The organism is Pseudonocardia hierapolitana, assembly GCF_007994075.1.
GTDB lineage: Bacteria > Actinomycetota > Actinomycetes > Mycobacteriales > Pseudonocardiaceae > Pseudonocardia > Pseudonocardia hierapolitana.
Window position 1 is genome coordinate 2,713,670 of the sequence record NZ_VIWU01000001.1, and the last position, 17,147, is coordinate 2,730,816.

16 protein-coding genes are annotated in these 17,147 nt (G+C 73.7%); 7 read left to right on the top strand and 9 right to left on the bottom strand.

Annotation, left to right across the window (positions count from 1 at the left end):
* Nucleotides 1-2 precede the first annotated feature (2 nt).
* Nucleotides 3-1,265, bottom strand: a complete 1,263-nt coding sequence (locus FHX44_RS12900) for an amidohydrolase family protein (RefSeq protein WP_212612445.1) — start codon at nt 1,263-1,265, stop codon at nt 3-5.
* Nucleotides 1,266-1,441: 176 nt separating this feature from the next.
* Here FHX44_RS12900 and FHX44_RS12905 point away from each other — a divergent pair, with 176 nt between their 5' ends.
* Both FHX44_RS12905 and FHX44_RS12910 read left to right on the top strand, forming a co-directional pair.
* Nucleotides 1,442-2,023, top strand: a complete 582-nt coding sequence (locus FHX44_RS12905) for a helix-turn-helix domain-containing protein (RefSeq protein WP_246170345.1) — start codon at nt 1,442-1,444, stop codon at nt 2,021-2,023.
* On the top strand, nt 2,016-2,606 hold the full coding sequence (locus FHX44_RS12910) for a pyridoxine/pyridoxamine 5'-phosphate oxidase (protein ID WP_147256023.1): 591 nt from the start codon (nt 2,016-2,018) through the stop codon (nt 2,604-2,606). Before FHX44_RS12905 ends, FHX44_RS12910 begins: the two co-directional genes overlap by 8 nt.
* Before the next feature lie 1,013 nt (nt 2,607-3,619).
* On the opposite strand, the gene FHX44_RS12915 is transcribed toward FHX44_RS12910, so the two are convergent.
* Nucleotides 3,620-4,912 (bottom strand): amidohydrolase family protein, encoded by a 1,293-nt coding sequence (locus tag FHX44_RS12915; RefSeq protein WP_246170346.1) that lies wholly within the window; start codon nt 4,910-4,912, stop codon nt 3,620-3,622.
* 10 nt (nt 4,913-4,922) lie between these two features.
* Nucleotides 4,923-6,251 (bottom strand): aminotransferase-like domain-containing protein, encoded by a 1,329-nt coding sequence (locus tag FHX44_RS12920; protein WP_147256024.1) that lies wholly within the window; start codon nt 6,249-6,251, stop codon nt 4,923-4,925.
* 94 nt (nt 6,252-6,345) lie between these two features.
* Between FHX44_RS12920 and FHX44_RS12925 the strand changes: the two genes are divergently transcribed.
* The 3 genes from FHX44_RS12925 to FHX44_RS12935 all read left to right on the top strand — a co-directional run bounded on the left by FHX44_RS12925 (nt 6,346) and on the right by FHX44_RS12935 (nt 8,862).
* On the top strand, nt 6,346-7,137 hold the full coding sequence (locus FHX44_RS12925; protein ID WP_147256025.1) for an alpha/beta fold hydrolase: 792 nt from the start codon (nt 6,346-6,348) through the stop codon (nt 7,135-7,137).
* Between the two features lie 112 nt (nt 7,138-7,249).
* Nucleotides 7,250-8,182 carry a permease gene (locus FHX44_RS12930; RefSeq protein WP_147261139.1) on the top strand — a complete coding sequence of 311 codons (933 nt, stop codon included), beginning with the start codon at nt 7,250-7,252 and terminating at the stop codon, nt 8,180-8,182.
* Nucleotides 8,179-8,862, top strand: a complete 684-nt coding sequence (locus FHX44_RS12935; RefSeq protein ID WP_147256026.1) for a TIGR03943 family putative permease subunit — start codon at nt 8,179-8,181, stop codon at nt 8,860-8,862. The genes FHX44_RS12930 and FHX44_RS12935 overlap by 4 nt, the downstream gene beginning before the upstream one ends.
* Before the next feature lie 10 nt (nt 8,863-8,872).
* On the opposite strand, the gene FHX44_RS12940 is transcribed toward FHX44_RS12935, so the two are convergent.
* Genes FHX44_RS12940 through FHX44_RS12955 form a run of 4 tightly spaced genes read right to left on the bottom strand, consistent with a single transcriptional unit; the run spans nt 8,873 to nt 11,544 of the window.
* Entirely contained in the window at nt 8,873-9,526 is a 654-nt protein-coding gene (locus FHX44_RS12940; protein ID WP_147256027.1) for a hypothetical protein, read from the bottom strand.
* On the bottom strand, nt 9,523-10,338 hold the full coding sequence (locus FHX44_RS12945; protein WP_147256028.1) for an ATP-binding cassette domain-containing protein: 816 nt from the start codon (nt 10,336-10,338) through the stop codon (nt 9,523-9,525). Before FHX44_RS12945 ends, FHX44_RS12940 begins: the two co-directional genes overlap by 4 nt.
* Before the next feature lie 48 nt (nt 10,339-10,386).
* Nucleotides 10,387-10,866, bottom strand: coding sequence for a pyridoxamine 5'-phosphate oxidase family protein (locus FHX44_RS12950; RefSeq protein ID WP_147256029.1), 480 nt, complete (start codon nt 10,864-10,866; stop codon nt 10,387-10,389).
* A 60-nt stretch (nt 10,867-10,926) separates the two neighbouring features.
* Nucleotides 10,927-11,544 carry a DedA family protein gene (locus FHX44_RS12955; protein WP_246170347.1) on the bottom strand — a complete coding sequence of 206 codons (618 nt, stop codon included), beginning with the start codon at nt 11,542-11,544 and terminating at the stop codon, nt 10,927-10,929.
* Between the two features lie 67 nt (nt 11,545-11,611).
* Here FHX44_RS12955 and FHX44_RS12960 point away from each other — a divergent pair, with 67 nt between their 5' ends.
* Nucleotides 11,612-12,697, top strand: coding sequence for a glutamate--cysteine ligase (locus FHX44_RS12960; RefSeq protein WP_147261141.1), 1,086 nt, complete (start codon nt 11,612-11,614; stop codon nt 12,695-12,697).
* Nucleotides 12,698-12,739: 42 nt separating this feature from the next.
* Here the strand turns inward: FHX44_RS12960 and FHX44_RS12965 are convergent, their stop codons facing one another.
* Both FHX44_RS12965 and FHX44_RS12970 read right to left on the bottom strand, forming a co-directional pair.
* Nucleotides 12,740-14,893: a 3-hydroxyacyl-CoA dehydrogenase NAD-binding domain-containing protein gene (locus FHX44_RS12965; RefSeq protein WP_147256030.1), complete on the bottom strand. Its 2,154-nt coding sequence runs from the start codon at nt 14,891-14,893 to the stop codon at nt 12,740-12,742.
* Nucleotides 14,894-15,097: 204 nt separating this feature from the next.
* The gene (locus FHX44_RS12970) at nt 15,098-16,312 is read right to left on the bottom strand and encodes an acetyl-CoA C-acetyltransferase (protein WP_147261142.1); all 1,215 of its coding nucleotides are present in this window, start codon (nt 16,310-16,312) and stop codon (nt 15,098-15,100) included.
* A 102-nt stretch (nt 16,313-16,414) separates the two neighbouring features.
* On the opposite strand from FHX44_RS12970, the gene FHX44_RS12975 reads away from it, so the two are divergent.
* Complete coding sequence (locus FHX44_RS12975; RefSeq protein WP_147256031.1) at nt 16,415-17,146, top strand: MerR family transcriptional regulator; 732 nt, start codon at nt 16,415-16,417, stop codon at nt 17,144-17,146.
* Nucleotide 17,147: the final 1 nt, after the last annotated feature.

The following is a 17,147-nucleotide window of genomic DNA, read 5'->3' on the forward strand; positions in this document are numbered from 1 at the left end:
CGTCACCTCACCTCGGTGAGCGGTCGGGGGGCAAGATCCGGGGCCGCCGCGGTGGGCAGGTCGAGCGCGCGGGCCACGCGGGTGTCGGCGAGCACGCGCCCGGCCGCCACCACCACCCGCGCGCCGACCGCGCCGGCCAGCACGTCACCCAGATCGACGTCCGGGACGAGCACGAGGTCGGCGGCGGCACCGGGTGCGCCGCCGGCCGGTGGCAGGCCCAGCACGGTGCGGGCGCCGGTCGTGACGGCGGCGAGCGCCTCCACCGGGCGCAGGTGCGCTGCGGTCATCAGCAGCGACGTGGTCTCGAACGGGTCGGCGCGGCCGGCCGGGTTGAACGGGTCGCGCAGGTTGTCGGCGCCCGCGGCGAGCGGGATGCCTGCGTCGAGGATCTGCCGCACGGCGGCGATGCCGCGCGGCGCCGCATGCGTGGCGTCCCGGCCCTGCAGGTACAGGTTCGTGATCGGCAGCGTGACGATGCCGAGGCCGGCCCGGGCGGCGAGCTCGAGCACCCGCGCAAGGCGCTCCGGCGGCAGCATGCCCAGGCGCACGCAGTGGCTCGCGGTGACCCGCTGCTGCAGCCCGCGGGCGATCACCTGCTCGGCGAGGTCGACGATGTCGAGGCCCGCGTCCGCCGGGGGGAGGCTCGTCTGCTCGTCGGCGTGCAGGTCCACCGGCAGGTCGAGCCGCTCGGCGAGGTCGAGCATGCGGGCGGTCTCGGCCCGCGGGTCGGGGGCGATGTGCGGGCAGCCGCCGATGACGTCGACCCCGCGGGCGGCGACATCCGCCAGCACAGCGGTCGGGGTCTGGTGCCCGGCGAGCATGCAGACCTGCAGCGTGACCCGGCCGCGCAGCCGCTCGCGGAGGGCGACCAGGGCGTCGACCCCGCGCATCGGGTCGCCGGAGCTCGGGACGTCGACGTGCGTACGGATCGTGGTGATCCCGTTCGCGACGTACCTCCGCACGGCCTGCAGGGCCCGCTCGGCGATGTCGGCGCCGTCGATCCCGGCCACGAGCGCCCGCCACTGCGCGATCGCGGCGGGGAGGTCGTTGCCGGCGTCGGGGTCGATGCGGTGTGCCGTGAGTGCCTTGTCGAGGTGGGCGTGCGGCTCCACCGCGGAGGGCAGGACGCGCCAGCCGGTGGCGTCGAGGTCCACACCCGGGTCGCTCACCTGCACCGGGTCCGGCGTGATCCGACCGTCCACCACGTGCAGGTCGGTGACCGTGCCGTCGAGCAGCCGGACACCGCGCACGGAGCGCAGCTGCACGCCGGAAAGCTGCGCCGGATCATCCGGCGCCCCGATCGGGCGGGCCCGTTCCTCGTCGATAGCTTCCTCCTTGACCGGCTGTCTACCTGCAGTTTATTGATGTAGTCAACATTGACCGACGCTAGGGAGCCCATGTTTCAGCGACGTTGCCGCGTTCGCGCGGCCGCGTGAAATCCGTGCCGACCGCGAGCGGGGCCGAGCGCGCGGCGGACGTCCGCCTCGGCCGGGCGATCCGGACCGCGCGCCACGACCGCGGGATGACCCTCGCACAGGTCGCGGCGGAGGCCGGGCTGTCCCAGCCGTTCCTGTCGCAGCTGGAGCTCGGGCGCACCCGTCCGTCCATGCGCTCACTGTTCCGGATCGCCACCGCACTCGGCACCACCCAGCAGGCGCTTCTCGGCCGGGCCGCGGGCCCGCCGCCCGGCGAGGCCGTGCGCGGGGACGACGCCGCACTCGTCGAGATCGGGGCGGGCGGCGCCCGGCTGCTGCTCCACGACCCGGGTGGCGCGGACGTCACCGAGTTCGTCGGCTCCCCGCAGGAGTTCGGCGAGTTCTTCCGGCACGGGCGCCGCGAGCTGCTCTACGTCGCCCGCGGCACGGTGGAGGTCGAGCTCCGCGAGGACGGCACCAGCCGGTTCAGCACGCTGCAGGCCCGGGACTCGATCACCTACCCTGGACACGTGGATCACCGGTTCCGCCAGGTCGGGCCGGAGACGTGCGTCATCGTACTGGTGCACTCGGGAGCACCCGATGCCTGAGCAGCTCTCCGGCGACCCCCTCGTCGTGCTGGCCCGGTGGATGGCCGCGGCCGACCACCGGACGATGACCTTCGCGACGGCCGATGCCGACGGCGTCCCGCACGCCCGCAGCGTGCTCGTCACCGAGATCGATTCGGCGGGAGTGCGCTTCCACTCCTCCACGCCGACGACGAAGACCCGCGACCTCGCCGCCAACCCGCGCGCCTCCGCGGTCTTCTACTGGCCCGCGCACGAGCGGCAGGTGGTGCTGGAGGGGCGCGCCGCCGAGCTCGACGCCGAGACCTCGCGTGCCGGCTTCCGCACCCAGGCCCGGCAGCTGCAGCTCATCGCCTGGGCTTACCAAGCCCTCCTCCCGCAGCTCGAACCACCCCACTACGCCGTGCCGCCCGGCGCCGTCGAGAAGGCGTTCGACGCGGCGGCCGCCGACCCGGCCTCCCACGAGGCACCGCCGACCTGGACGACGATCCGGCTCGAACCCCACCGCGTCGACTTCTGGCAGGCGGGCACCGAGACCTCCCCGTCGACCAAGACCCGCTTCGTCCGGGACGGCGGGGGGTGGCGGCACTTCCCGGTCCTGCCCTGAGCCGTGATTGCCGGCTTCATCCAGGTGATCTCGGCAACTCGTGGGCGGTCGGAACGGTGGCGCCGCGTGCCCTTGTCGCTGGGCGTTCGCTGGCGCCCCTCGGCCAGGTCCTTCGGTGGCGCCTTCCGCAAGGCCTTCGGTGGCGCCGCGCATTCTGCGGGGCCGCCCCTCAGAGCTCAAGGGCGCCTACGGCGTCGCTCCGCGATCGCTGCGCGACCCTTGACCTCCGAGCCTCTGCGACCCCTCCGGGCAGCACTACGCGGGCAGGCCAGGGGCCTGCCCGGAGGGCGCGCGGCGCCACCGAAGGCGGTCCCACGGCCAAGATCGAGGCTCCGGCGCGAAAACGGCCGAAAACGACACGAGAACCCACCGAACAGCCGATCATGCCGCGCGCAGCGCCGCCAACAGCCGACTTCACACACCCAGTACGGACTTCACACAAGGCCGGCCTTGTGTGAAGTGGCCAATGGGTGTGTGAAGTGGCTGTCGGCGGGGGCGAGGGCCCTGGTGATCGGCCCGAGGAGTACATCAGGTCTCCGCCGAGCCCGCGATGTGCTGATCGGAACGATCTGCGCCGCTCACGCACCCGTTCTCCGCCCACGCACCCCGTCGACCGGGCGCGTGGCCCGACACGGGGCGCGCGAGCGCACACCAGGTGCGCGACCAACGCGGAGACCCCCATCACGTACCTGTGGGACCGGCCTGCTGGCGGCGCCGCGCGCCCCATCGGGCAGGCCCCCGGCCTGCCCGCACCGCATGCCCGAGGGGCCGCAGAGGCTCGCAGGTCAAGGGTCGCGAAGCGATCGCGCAGCGACGCCGAAGGCGCCCTTGAGCTGGGAGGGGCGGCCCCGCACAATGCGCGGCGCCGCCAGCAGGCCCCGCCGACAGCCGCGGAGCCCGGATGACCGCGATCGTCGAGCGCACCGGGTCCTACCCACGGCGTGTCCGGGAACTTCTCGGCCCATCCGGGATATGAGCTGCCCGGGATGCGACTCACGTCCGATTGCGTCGGTTCAAGCGCCGGGAGCTGGGCGGTGGGCGAGGAGGACGCGGAGGGCGTCCGCCACCTCCCGCTCCGACCGGCCCACGAGCTCCCCGTCCCGCACGACCACCCGGCCGCCCACGACGACGTGCCTGGGCCGCCTGCCCGGGGCGGCCCACAGCAGCCCGGCGAGCGGGTCGGCGACGCCCGCGTCGGCGACGCCGGTGACGTCCCAGCAGGCGAGGTCGGCCGCGCAGCCCGGGTCGAGGCGGCCCAGCTCCGGGCGGCCCAGCCCGGTGGCCGAGCCTGCGGTCGCCCAGGTCAGGACCTCGCGAGCGGTCACGGGGCGGCCGGCGAGCGGGGCCACCTGCATCGCCAGGCGGGCGTCGGCGAGGAGGTGGCCCGCGTCGTTGCTGCCGCCGCCGCTGGTGCCGAGCCCGACCGGGACGCCGGCATCGGCCAGCGCGGCCATCGGGGCCACGCCCCACCCCATCGGCACGTCACAACCGGGAGCGTGGGTGGCGGTCACTCCCGCCGCCGCGACCTTGGCGATCTCCTCCCCGGTGACGTCGCACAGGTGCGCGATCGTGACGTCCGGGGCGAGCCAGCCCCACTCGTCCAGCAGGTCGAGGGGGCGGCGGCCGTAGCGCTGCGCCGCGACCTCGACGTCGACCTGCTCGTTCGCCTGCGTCCGGCGGCGCAGGCCGTGCCGGCGTGCGACCTCGCCGAGCAGCGCGAACGTCTCCTCCCCGTCGCTGTGCACGCCGGCCGGTCCGACCGCGACCTGCACCATCCCGGACGGGTCACCGCCGAGCGCCGCCGCGATCGCGTCCGCGGAGGCCGCGGCCTCCTGCGGGTCGTCGCGCGCGCTGCCGCGGACGAACACCAGCCGCGCGCCCAGCTCGCAGGCGGCCGCGGCGACCGCGCGGGCGATACCCACCCCGTCGCCGGTGCCGGCGGGCCAGGTGAGGTGGTGGTCGGCCACCGTCGTCACGCCGCACAGCAGCGCCTCCGCCAGCCCGGCCGCCGCGGCGGCGTGCGCCAGCTCGTCGTCGACGCCCACGGCCGCGTAGGCGGCGGCCATCCGGGGCAGCCAGTCACGCATCGGCACGCCGCGGGTCCCGGGCAGCGTCCGGAACGCGGTCTGCAGCAGGTGGTGGTGGGCGTTCACGAGGCCGGGTGTCACCACGCACCCCGACGCGTCGAGCACCTCACCGTCGACGGGGCCGGCGGCGACCTTCCCGTCGGGTCCGCAAGCGATCTCACCGCCCGGCAGCTCGGCGCTCCCCGTCCACACCAGCTCGGCACCCCGCACGATCAGCACGGGCGCAGTTCTACTCCGTGCCGTCGTCGCCGGGAGCGCCCCGACCCAGCCCGGCGAGGACGTCGAGGGCGGTGGCGAGCGTGTCGAGCGCGGGCGTGGCCAGCGCCAGGCGCACCGCGCTCGGCGCGTGGCCTGCCCCCGCCGCGTACGACGCGGCGGGCGTCACCGCGATCCCCCGGCGCGCGGCCGCCGCGACGAACGTCTCCGCCCGCCACGGCGGCGGCAGCTCCCACCAGCAGTGGTAGGACGCCGGGTCGGCGCGCACCGCGAACCCGGCCAGCCGCTCGGCCACCATCGCCTGGCGCTCGGCCGCGTCCACACGCTTCGCCAGCTGGATCTCCGCCACCACGCCCTCGGTGATCCACCGGGTGGCGGCCTCGACGGCGAAGCTCGGGGCCAGCCACCCGCCTGCGCGGATCGCCGCGCGCACCCGCTGGTGGCGGGCCATCGGGGGCACGAGGAACCCGAGCGTGCAACCGGACGCGACCCGCTTGGACAGGCTGTCCACGACGACCGTGTGCTCCGGCGCGAACGCCGCGAGGGGTGGCGGGTCGTCGCGGAGGAAGGAGTAGACGCGGTCCTCGACCGCCGGGACGTCGTGCTCGACGAGCACATCGGCCAGCTCCCGCCTGCGCGCCACGGGCATGGTCACGCCGAGGGGGTTGTGCATCGTCGGCTGCACGAACACGGCGTCGAGCCGGCCGGCCGCACGCACCGCGTCGGGCTGCAGCCCCTCGGCGTCCACCGCGAGTGGCACCACCTCGACTCCGAGCCGCGCGGCGATCGTGCGCGTCACCGGGTAGGTGAGCGCCTCGACGCCGAGCCGCCCGCCGACGGGGACCAGCGCGCCGATCGCCGCCGCGATGGCCTGCCGCCCGTTGCCGGCGAACAGCAGCTGGTCCGGGCGTGGTGTCCAGCCCTCGCAGGCGAGGAGGTCGGCGGCCGCCCTTCGGGCCGCCTCCGTCCCGGCGGCGCTGCCCGGGGACAGCCCGGCTCGCAGCCCGTCGGGCCGCAACAGCCCGGACAGCGCGGGCGCCATCAGCGCGGCCTGCCCGTCGAGGATCGGGAAGCTCATCTCGAGGTCGACGATGCCCGAGCGGTGCTCCGCGAGCGCGGGGCCGGTTTGCAGCGGCGCGGCCCTCACGAACGTGCCGCGGCCCACCTCGCCGGTGACGAGCCCGCGGCGCGACAGCTCCCCGTAGACGCGAGACGCCGTGGAGACCGCGATGCCGCGGTCACGCGCGAACCGCCGCTGTGTGGGGAGCCGGTCGCCTGCGCGGAGCCGTCCTGCGGCGATGTCCGCGCCCACGGCATCGGCCAGTGCCCGGTAATCGTCCACGATTGCTCCGAGTTCATTGTCGCGCCTGAGATGCATTGCCTTACGCGCTTTGTACCGACCAGACTCGGAGCGGTCAAACCGAGAGGAGCAGGGGATGCGCACCATCGCACTGGAACGGACCGTTCTCGCGTACGAGGACGTCGGACCGGACGGCGACATCCCGTTGCTCCTGGTGCACGGCCACCCGTTCGACCGGTCGATGTGGGAGCCGCAGTTGCGCCACTTCGGCGCGGACCGCCGGGTGATCGTGCCCGACCTGCGCGGCTACGGCGCCAGCGGCGGAGCGGTGCCCGAGTGGCCCGCGTTCGTCGACGACCTCGCCGCGCTCCTGGACGGCCTGCGGGTGCCCCGCGCCGTGGTCGCGGGCCTGTCCATGGGCGGGCAGATCGCACTCGAGCTCTGGGCGCGGCACCCCGGCCGGGTGGCCGGCCTGCTGATCGCGGACACGACGGCGGCCGGCGAGAGCGTCGAATCGCGGGCGGCACGGATCGCGCAGGCACAGCGTCTGCTGCGCGAGGGCATGGACCCGTACGCCGTCGAGAACCTCTACCTGATGGTCTCGCCGGACGCGCCGCCGGAGGTGGCCCGGCACGTGCTCGCGATGATGCGGTCGACGGACCCCGCCGGCGCCGCGGCCGCTCAGCGTGCCCGCGCCGACCGCCCGGACCGGCGCGCCGGCCTGGAAACGGTCACGGTGCCGACGGTCGTGGTCGTCGGCAGCGAGGACGCCTTCACCCCGGTCACTGACGCGCGCGTCATCGCCGACGGCGTTCCGGGCGCGGAGCTGGTGGTCGTGGACGGCGCGGCGCACATGCCGAACCTGGAACGTCCGGACGCGTTCAACGCCGCGCTGCAGCGACTCCTGGACCGCGTCCCCACACATTGATCCGAGATTGCTCCGAGCAGTATCCCGATAGTGGCGATCCGGCCCACGGGGGTCGGGCGCGCTGGCACCATCCCCTCCCGTGACCGTCGCTATCGGCTCCCGCGTCACGTCGATGCACGTGTTCTGCGCGGTGCTGCTGGTCGCGATCCTGGCGCGGCCACTGCTCGTCGACGCGCTCTCGGTGCCCGTGCTGCAGACCGCGGCCACGGTGTTCGTCGCGGTCTGCGTGCAGGCCCTGCCGTTCCTCGTGCTCGGGGTCCTGCTCTCCGGGGCGATCGCGGCGTTCGTCTCGCCCGCGGCGCTGCGCAGGCTGCTGCCTTCGCGGCCGGCCGCGGCCGTCCCGGTGGCCGGCGCCGCCGGGCTCGTGCTTCCCGGCTGCGAGTGCGCGTCGGTGCCGGTGGCGCGGCGGCTGATGGGCCAAGGCGTGCCGGACGCCGCGGCGCTGACCTTCCTGCTCGCCGCCCCGGCGATCAACCCCGTCGTGCTGGTGGCCACCGCCGTCGCGTTCCCCGGCGAGCCGCGCATGGTGCTGGCACGGGCCGTCGGCTCGCTCGCCACCGCCTGCGTGACCGGTTGGCTGTGGCAGCGCTTCGGGAAGGCCGAGTGGATCGTGCGCCGGGCCGTGCCACCCGCGTCGGACGGCGGGCGCTGGGCCGTGCTCGCCGAGACCGCGCGCCACGACCTCGTCTCCGCGGGCGGGTTCCTCGTGGTCGGCGCGGCCGCCGCGGCGGCGCTGTCGGTGCTCGTGCCACCCGCGTGGACGGAGTCGCTCGCCGGGCAACTGGTGCTCGCGGTGCTGGTCATGGCCCTGCTCGCCGTCGTGCTCGCCCTGTGCAGCGAGGCCGACGCGTTCGTGGCCGCCTCTTTCACGATGCTCCCGCTGCTGCCCCGGCTCGTGTTCCTCGTCGTGGGCCCCGCCGTCGACGTCAAGCTGATCGCGCTGCAGTCGGGCACGTTCGGCCGTGCGTTCGCCGCGCGCTTCGCGCCGCTGACGTTCGCGGTCGCCGTGCTGTGCGCCGTCGGTTCCGGGCTGGTGCTGCTGTGAGGCGCGACACCCAGCACGTCCTGCTCGTGCTCCTCGGCGGCGCGCTGCTGCGGATCGCTGCCGACGACACCTACCTGCGCTACGTCCGCCCGTCCCACCGGTGGCTGCTGCTCGCCGCGGGCGCCGTCATCGTGGTGCTCGCGGTCACGGGGTTGCTGCGCGACCGCGCCGGTCCCCCGCCCCACGAGCACGGCGGCCACACGCCATGGCTGCTGCTCGCACCCGTCCTCGTGATCGCGCTGGTGGCCCCGCCCGCGCTGGGCGCCGACGCCGTGGGCCGCGCCGGCGCGGGCAACGCCACGGTGCAGGCGTCGGACGTGTTCGGGCCTTTGCCGCCCGACGATCCGGCCGAGCTCCCGGTCGCCGAGTTCGTGCAGCGCGCGGTGTGGGACAGCACCGGATCCCTCGCCGGGCGGGAGGTCGTGCTCACGGGGTTCGTGGTGCGTCGCGGCGCGGCCGTCGAGCTCGCCCGGCTGACGATCGCCTGCTGTGCCGCCGACGCGCGCCCCAACCGCGTCCGGCTGGTCGGGAACCTGGACGACCACGCCACCGACACCTGGTTGCAGGTGCAGGGCGTGCTGCAGGAGGGCAGCGCCACCGCGCCGACCGGCCTGGTCCCGACGCTGACGGTGACGGCGGCGACGGTCGTCCCGGCCCCGCCGGACCCGTACGAGTACTGACGCCCCGTCCTCAGGCCGTACGGATCTCCCGCGCCCAGGAGACGACGGCCGCCGCCACGGCCAGCCCGGCGCCGAGCGCCGCCTCCGCGACCGGGAGCCGACCCGACAGGAGCGCGTCGACGGCGGAGCCGACGGGCGGCAGCCACGGCTGCACCGCCGTCGCCATGACGACCGCGATGCCGACGCAGAACGACCAGCCGATCCGGGTGACCACGGGCCGGGCGACGAGCAGACCGACGGCCGTGCCCGTCGCCGCGCACGCGACGTGGGCGAGCGTGCCCGCCACCAGCACCGGAGGCGGGTACGGGTAGCGGCTCACCACCGCGGGCAGCACCACCGAGAGGGCCGCGAGGACGAGCCCGCCCGCGAGCGCCACGAGCAGGGTGGCGGCCGCGACCCGGGAGGGACCGCCCGCCGATGCGATCGTGACGGCGCGCTGTTCGGGCGCCTCGGTGTTGGCCACGACCACGGCGAGCCACGCGGCTGCCGGGTACACCGCGAGCGCCGACACGGCCCACGGCCCCGGCGGCGGCCCCGGATCGCCGCCGAACAGCACGGCCAGTACGGCGCCGTGCGCCACGAACGGGAGCAGGAAGCGCTGCGAGCGCGCGACGTCCGCGACGAGGAACCGCGCCACCGCCAGCGTCCGGGCCACCACGGTCACCGCCGGGCCTCCTCGCGCCGGACGCTCAGCACCGAACAGCCGCGCGCCAGCGCCGCGGCCAGCAGCCCGTCACCGCGGTCGACCGGCACCCGCACGGTCAGCGAGCCCACGCCCAGCCACGACTCGCGCACGTCGGGCAGGCCGCGCAGCGCCTCGGCGGGATCGCCCGGGCACGACAGCTCCACCACGGTGTGCGCGGCCCCCGGTGGGGCGACGGCTTCCGGCGCCAGCACCCCGCGCGAGAGGCGGAACACCGCGGCGCCGGCCTGCTGCGCGGCGCGGCCCGTGTGGTCGGCGACCAGGACGGCCGTCGTCGCGGCCGCCACCGCCAGCAACCGGTCCAGCGCCGCGGCGGCTCCTGCGTCCAGGCCCGACCACGGCTCGTCCAGCACCAGCAGGCCGGCCCCGCAGCCGAGCGCCTGAACGAGCAGGACCTTCTGCACGTTGCCGGTGGACAGCCGCGCGACCGGCGCGTCGAGATCGCCGCTGAAGCCGAGATCGCCGAGGAGCGCACCGGCGTCCTGACGCACGCCGTGGACGGCCGCCATGTGGCGCAGGTACGCCCGCGCCGGCATCCGGGTGGACGCGGGCACCCGGCCGGGGAGGAACCCGACCACCCGCGGCCGGCCGGTGACACTCCCGGCTGTCGGGGCACTGGCTCCGGCGGCGATCCGCAGCAGCGTGGACTTGCCGGTCCCGTTCCCGCCCACCACGAGGACCGGACGACCCGGGGTGAGCTCGAGGTCGATCCCCGCGAGGACCTCGCCGCGGCGCCGGTAGGACTTCCGCACGCCGGCGAGCCGCACCCCCACGCCCTCATCCTGCCGGACGGGTCTCGCCCCGCTCCTGAGCCCGCGGGCTCAGGACCCGGACCGCCAGATCCGGCTGCGCAGGTCGGTGCCGCGGATCACCTGGATGCGCCACGGGGTCAGGCGCAGGACGTGGAGTTGCGGGTCGGACGGCGAGCGCCAGAAGGCGCCGAGGTCGTAGCCTGCGCCGCGCGGGCTGGTCCGCCGGTACAGATCCCAGACGTGGTGCTTGACCTGCAGGTCCTCGGTCCACTCCGCGACCGTGTCGACCGCGACCGAGTTGTTGCCGGGCGACCAGTAGGAGAAGTTCGTGTGCGGGTTGCCTGCGATGTGCGCCGCCTTGACCGGGGTCCGGTACGTGGCGAGCCAGCCGAGCGGCGTGCCGTCCACGACCTCCCAGACCGGGATCAGCACCCTCGTCCGCGGGCGGTTGCGCGCGTCCACCGTGACCATCGTGGCGTACCCGATCGAGCCGACGTAGGCGTCGAACTCGTCCTTGATCGCGCCGAACGACGTGACCTTCGCTGTCATGCCCCGGAGCCTGATCGATCCGGTCGGTGGCGGGAAGACGGCACTTCGCAGGTGGGTCGGTCACCGCCGGGGAACCGACTCCGACCTCGAACGGAGCCGCCGCACGATCAGCACGACCAGCCCGACCCCGAGCAGCCCGAGCACCACGTAGCTCACCGGCCCGAGGACCCCCTCCACCTGCGCCCAGTTCTCCCCCAGCACCCAGCCGAGCGCGATGAAGGCCGCGTTCCAGATCCCGCTCCCGACGGCGGTGAGCACCACGAAGCGCGGCAGCGGCATCCCGGCGATCCCGGCCGGGATCGAGACCGCGCTGCGCAGGAACGGGACGCACCGGGCCAGCAGCACGACCTTGCCCCCGTGCCGCTCGAAGACCCGCTCACCCCGGTCCAGGTCCTTCTGGCTCACGAAGACGAACCACCGGTGGCCGGCGAGCCGGTGCAACCGGTCGTAGCCCAGCCGCGCCCCGAAGCCGTAGAGCAGCAGCGCACCGAGCACGGACCCGGCCGTGGCCGCGGGCCACACCGCGACGACGTTCACGCCGCCGGTACGTGCCCGGAAGCCCGCGAGCGGGAGGATCACCTCGGACGGGATCGGCGGAATGATGTTCTCGAGCAGGATCAGCAGCCCCACACCCGCTGCCCCCAGTCCGTCGATGATCGAGAACACCCAGCCGGCCACGGCTCAAGAGTGCCCAAGATGTCCGGTATCGAACAGTGGGACAGCCGGGTACCTCCTCCCCGTGACGATGCGGACGCTCGGCGTCGAAGAAGAGTTCCTGCTGGTCGACCCCGTGACGGGGCAGCCGAAGGCAGTGGGGCAGGCCGTGCTCGCGATGTCCGCGGAGGCCGAGCTCACCGGGGAGCTGCAGCAGGAACAGCTGGAGACCGCGACGAGGCCGTGCCGCACGCTCGGCGAACTATCGGCGCAGATCCGGTCGACCCGCTCCACGGCAGCGGCGGCCGCCGACGACGTGGGAGCGGCACTCGTGCCGATCGCGACCTCACCGCTCACGGTGTCCCCGACGATCACGCCGTCACTGCGGTACGCGGAGATGGCGAGCCGGTTCGGGCTCACCGTCGCGGAGGGGCTCACGTGCGGCTGCCACGTCCACGTCGAGGTCGACTCGCCGGACGAGGGCGTCGCCGTGCTCGACCGGATCCGGCCGTGGCTCGCGCCGCTGCTCGCGCTGTCGGCCAACTCCCCGTTCTGGAACGGAAACGACTCCGGATACCGCAGCTACCGCACGCAGGCCTGGCAGCGCTGGCCGTGTGCGGGCCCGTACTCGCCGTTCGGCTCCGCGGAGGAGTACCGGGCGTTCGTCGCCACGGCACTGGCCACCGACACGCTGCTCGACGAGGGGATGGTCTACATCGAAGCGCGGTTGTCGCGGCACTTCCCGACCGTCGAGGTGCGGGTGGCGGACGTCTGCCGCGAGCCCGACGACGCCGTGCTCGTGGCCGGGCTCGTCAGGGCGCTCGTGCAGACCGCGGCCGACGACGCCGCGCGCGGCTCGGCCCCGGACCCGGTCCGCACGGAGGTGCTGCAGCTCGCGGAATGGCGGGCCAGCCGATGGGGCATGGAGGCCGAGCTGCTGGACCCGCTGACGTGGCGCCCCGCCCCGGCCGCCGCGGTGATCGACGCGCTGATCACCCACGCCACCCCCGCGCTGGAGGAGGCGGGCGACCTCCACCTGGTGCGCGAGCTGCTCGACGCCGTGCTGCGCAGGGGCACCGGCGCGCAACGCCAGCGCGAGGTCCTCGCCCGAACGGGCGATCTGTCGGAGGTGGTGCGCGACGCGGTGCACCGGACGTCAGCAAAGCCACTTTCCTGACGCCTGACGTCGTGAAAGTGGATTTGCTGACAACTACCGGGGCTACGCCGCCGTCGCTCGGGTTCTGAGGCTTGCCGGGACCTCGAAGCGGGAGCCGTAGCGCTTCGCCAGCTCGTCGGCCCGCGCCACGAAGCCGGCCACGCCGCCGGGGTAGCCCTCGACGTACTGCACCACGCCGCCGGTCCACGGCGGGAACCCGATGCCGAAGATCGAGCCGATGTTGGCGTCGGAGTCCGTGGTGAGCACGCCCTCGTCGAAGCACTTCTGCGTCTCGATGGCCTCGACGAACAGCATGCGCTCGGAGAGCTCGTGCAGGTCGACGTCGTGGTTCGTGGCGCCGAGCTCGGTGCGCAGGCCCGGCCAGAGGCGGGTGCGCCTGCCGTCGGCGTACTCGTAGAAGCCGGCGCCGGTGCTCTTGCCCTTGCGGTCGAACTCCGCGACCAGCCGGTCGATGATCGCCTCGGCGGGGTGCGGCTCCCAGGTGCCGCCTGCCGCCTCGACGGCCGCCTTGGACTCGTTGCGGATCTTCTGCGGCAGCGTGAGCGTGAGCTCGTCCATCAGCTGCAGGACCGGCGCCGGGTAGCCGGCCTGCGAGGAGGCCTGCTCGATCGTCTGCGGGTCGATGCCCTCGGCCAGCATCGCGACGCCCTCGTTGAGGAAGGTGCCGATCACGCGGCTGGTGAAGAACCCGCGGCTGTCGTTGACGACGATCGGGGTCTTCTTGATCGCGAGCGTGACGTCGAACGCCTTCGCGACCGACGCGTCCGAGGTCCGCTCGCCACGGATGATCTCCACGAGCGGCATCTTGTCGACCGGTGAGAAGAAGTGCAGCCCGATGAAGTCGCCCTGACGGTCCAGGCCTGCGGCGAGCTCGCTGATCGGCAGGGTCGACGTGTTGGAGCAGAGCAAGGCATCCGGCTCGACGACCTTCATCGCCTCGCGGAAGACCTCCTGCTTGAGCTGCATCGACTCGAACACGGCTTCGATGATCATGTCGCAGCCTGCGAGCTCGTTGTAGTCGGCGGTGGGCGTGATCCGCTGCAGGAGCGCCTCGCCCTTCTCGAGGGTGGTCTTCCCGCGCTTGACGCCCTTCGCGACGAGCCCCTCGGAGTAGGCCTTGCCCTTCTCGGCCGCCTCGAGCGAGACGTCCTTGAGCACGACCTCCCAGCCGGCGAGCGCGCAGACGTAGGCGATCCCCGCGCCCATCATCCCGGCGCCGAGCACCGCGACCTTGGTGGGCTGCCACGCCTCGTGACCGTCCGGCCGGGACTTGCCGCCGTTGATCGCCTGCAGGTCGTAGTAGAACGCCTTGATCATGTTCTTCGACGTCTGCCCCGTGACCAGCTCCGCGAAGTAGCGGGCCTCGATGCGGAACGCGGTGTCGACGTCGACCTGCGTGCTCTCGACGGCCGCGGCGAGGATGTTGCGCGGTGCGGGCATCGGCGCGCCCTTGAGCTGCTTGCGCAGGTTGGCCGGGAACGCAGGCAGGATCGAGGCGAGCTTCGGCGACGACGGGGTGCCGCCCGGGATCCGGTAGCCCGGCTCCTCCCACGGCTGCCTCGACTCGGGGTGCGCGGCGATCCAGGCGCGCGCCTTCTCCAGCATCTCCTCGTCGCTCGACGCCAGCTCGTCGATGATGCCGATCTCGAGGGCCTTGGCCGGCTTGTGCCGCTGGCCCTGCACCAGCACGTTCATCACGGCGTTCGCGATGCCCAGCATGCGCACGGTCCGCACGATCCCGCCGGCGCCCGGCAACAGGCCCAGCGTCACCTCGGGCTGCCCGTAGACCACGCCCTTGGCGTCGAGCCCGATCCGGTGGTGGCAGGCCAGCCCGATCTCGAGCCCACCCCCGAGCGCGGTGCCGTTCATGGCGGCCACGACCGGCTTGCCCAGCGTCTCCAGCTTCCGCAGCTGCTTCTTGATGGTCATGGACTTCTCCATGACCGCCCCCGCGTCGGCGGGCGTCGCCTTGATCAGGCTGTCGAGGTCACCGCCGGCGAAGAACGTCTTCTTCGCCGAGGTGACGATCACCCCGGTGATGGTGTCCTTGTCGGCCACCAGCGCGTCGACGCACTCGCCCATCGCCTCGAGGTAGCCGTCGTTCATGGTGTTGGCGCTGCGGCCCGGGTCGTCGAGGGTGACGACGACGATCCCGTCCCCGCCCTTCTCCCAGCGGACGGCCTTCTGCTCAGTCACGGTTCGAGGTCCCTTCGTGTTCTGTTGGCGGCGAAGCCGCCTGTGAGAGCACGCAGCCGGCACCGCCGCGGGTTCTCAGGCGCCTTCTCGCGAGGACAGCGCCGACGTGGTGAATTGGCATTCATGAGGAGGCGATCCCGGAGCGAGAAGGCGTCTGAGGTTCCGCTACCCGCACCGCTTCGCAAGGCACGTATGGAATATCGGTCAGGAGAGGCGCTCGACGACGGTGGCGATGCCCATGCCTCCGCCGACGCAGAGCGTGGCGACGCCGAAGCGCTGGTCGCGGCGTTCGAGCTCGTCGATCAGGGTGCCGAGGATCATGGCGCCGGTGGCGCCGAGCGGGTGGCCCATGGCGATCGCGCCGCCGTTGACGTTGACCTTCTCGTGCGGCACGCCCATGTCCTTCATGAACCGCAGCACGACGGCGGCGAAGGCCTCGTTCATCTCGAACAGGTCGATCTGGTCGGCGGTCATCCCCGCCCGGGCGAGTGCCTTGCGCGTGGCAGGCGCCGGGCCGGTGAGCATGATCGTCGGGTCCGCCCCGGACAGGGCGGTGGACACGATCCGGGCCCGCGGGGTGAGCCCGGCAGCCTTGCCGGCGGCCTCGGTGCCGATGAGCACGAGCGCGGCTCCGTCGACGATGCCGGACGAGTTGCCTGCGGTGTGGACGTGGTCGATCTTCTCGACCCAGTGGTAGCGCTGCAGCGCGACGGCGTCGAAGCCACCCTGGTCGCCGACCATGGCGAACGAGGGCTGGAGCCCGCCGAGCGCGTCGAGTGTGGTGCCGGCGCGCACGTGCTCGTCGCGGTCGAGCACCACGAGGCCGTTGCGGTCCTCGACCGGCACCACCGAGCGCGCGAAGTACCCGTTGGCCCATGCCTTCGCGGCGCGGGTCTGCGACTCCAGCGCGTAGGCGTCGACGTCGTCGCGGCCCCAGCCCTCGAGGGTGGCGATGAGGTCGGCGCCGATGCCCTGCGGTACGAAGCCGGTTTCGTAGGAGGTCTCCGGGTCCATCGCCCACGCGCCCCCGTCGGAGCCCATCGGCACCCGGGACATGCTCTCGACGCCGCCTGCGAGCACGAAGTCGGCCATGCCGGCGCGCACCTGGTGGGCAGCACTGTTGACTGCGTCGAGCCCGGAGGCGCAGAACCGGTTGTGCTGCACGCCCGCGGTGGTCTCCGGGAGGCCGGCGAGGATCGCGGCGGTCTTGGCGATGTCGCCACCCTGGTCGCCGATCGGCGAGACGACGCCGAGCACGACGTCGTCGATCGCGGCCGGGTCGAGCTCCGGGTAGCGGGCGCGCAGCTCGTGGATGAGCCCGACCACGAGCGACACCGGCTTCGTCTCGTAGAGCGAGCCGGAGGCCTTGCCCCGGCCGCGAGGGGTGCGGATGGCGTCGTAGACGTACGCCTCGGGCATCTCTGCCATGGGAACCTCTTCCTCGACGACAGGGTGGGACCTCTCCCGCTTTGTTACAGCAGCGCTGTCACATAGGTCAAGCGGTGCCGTAATCTGCGGCCCATGGCGGCACCATCGCTACCCGACCGGGGCGAGCTCCTCACGATCGACCAGCTCGCCGACCGCTCGGGCATCACGGTCCGCAACATCCGGTACTACGCCGCGCGTGGGCTGCTCCCCCCGCCGCAGCTGCGCGGCCGCACCGGTCTGTACGGGCCCGACCACCTCGCCCGGCTGGAGCTGGTGAGCGAGCTGTCCGCGCTGGGGTTCACCCTCTCCGCGATCGAGGGCCACCTGGAACGCCTCCCCCGGCACGCGGGGCACGCGGAGCTGGCGCTGCACCGCGCGCTGCTCACCCCGTGGGTGCCGGAGGAGATCGAGGAGGTCGACCGGGCCGAGCTGGAGAAGCGCGCCGGCCGCGCCCTGTCGGCCGAGGACGTCGACTCGCTGCGCGACCTCGGCGCCGTCACACCGTTGCCCGACGACCGCTTCCAGCTGCACGGTGCCGGCACGCTCGGCAGCGCCCTCACCGTGATCGAGTCGGATCTGCCGACGGACGTGTGGCGGCGCGCACACGGGCTCATCGAGAAACACACCACGGCCCTGGCCGAGGATCTGATGGCGATGTTCCAGGACGAGGTGCTGCAGCCCTACCGCGACCGCGGCCACCGCGCCGACGAGCGGAACCGCCTCGCGGCGGCGCTGTCCCAGCTCAAGCCGGTCACGGTGCTCGGGCTGGTCACGGCGTTCGGGCGCGCGGTGAACCGGACGATCCGGGAACGGTTGGGCGATTGAG

What these genes read in the sequence shown, in the direction of transcription:
- FHX44_RS12950 (WP_147256029.1), bottom strand. Translation starts at nt 10,866, where the DNA reads ATGACAGCGAAGGTCACGTCGTTCGGCGCGATCAAGGACGAGTTCGAC.
- FHX44_RS12910 (WP_147256023.1), top strand. Translation starts at nt 2,016, where the DNA reads ATGCCTGAGCAGCTCTCCGGCGACCCCCTCGTCGTGCTGGCCCGGTGG.
- FHX44_RS12970 (WP_147261142.1), bottom strand. Translation starts at nt 16,312, where the DNA reads ATGCCCGAGGCGTACGTCTACGACGCCATCCGCACCCCTCGCGGCCGG.
- FHX44_RS12975 (WP_147256031.1), top strand. Translation starts at nt 16,415, where the DNA reads ATGGCGGCACCATCGCTACCCGACCGGGGCGAGCTCCTCACGATCGAC.
- FHX44_RS12930 (WP_147261139.1), top strand. Translation starts at nt 7,250, where the DNA reads ATGCACGTGTTCTGCGCGGTGCTGCTGGTCGCGATCCTGGCGCGGCCA.
- FHX44_RS12925 (WP_147256025.1), top strand. Translation starts at nt 6,346, where the DNA reads ATGCGCACCATCGCACTGGAACGGACCGTTCTCGCGTACGAGGACGTC.
- FHX44_RS12960 (WP_147261141.1), top strand. Translation starts at nt 11,612, where the DNA reads ATGCGGACGCTCGGCGTCGAAGAAGAGTTCCTGCTGGTCGACCCCGTG.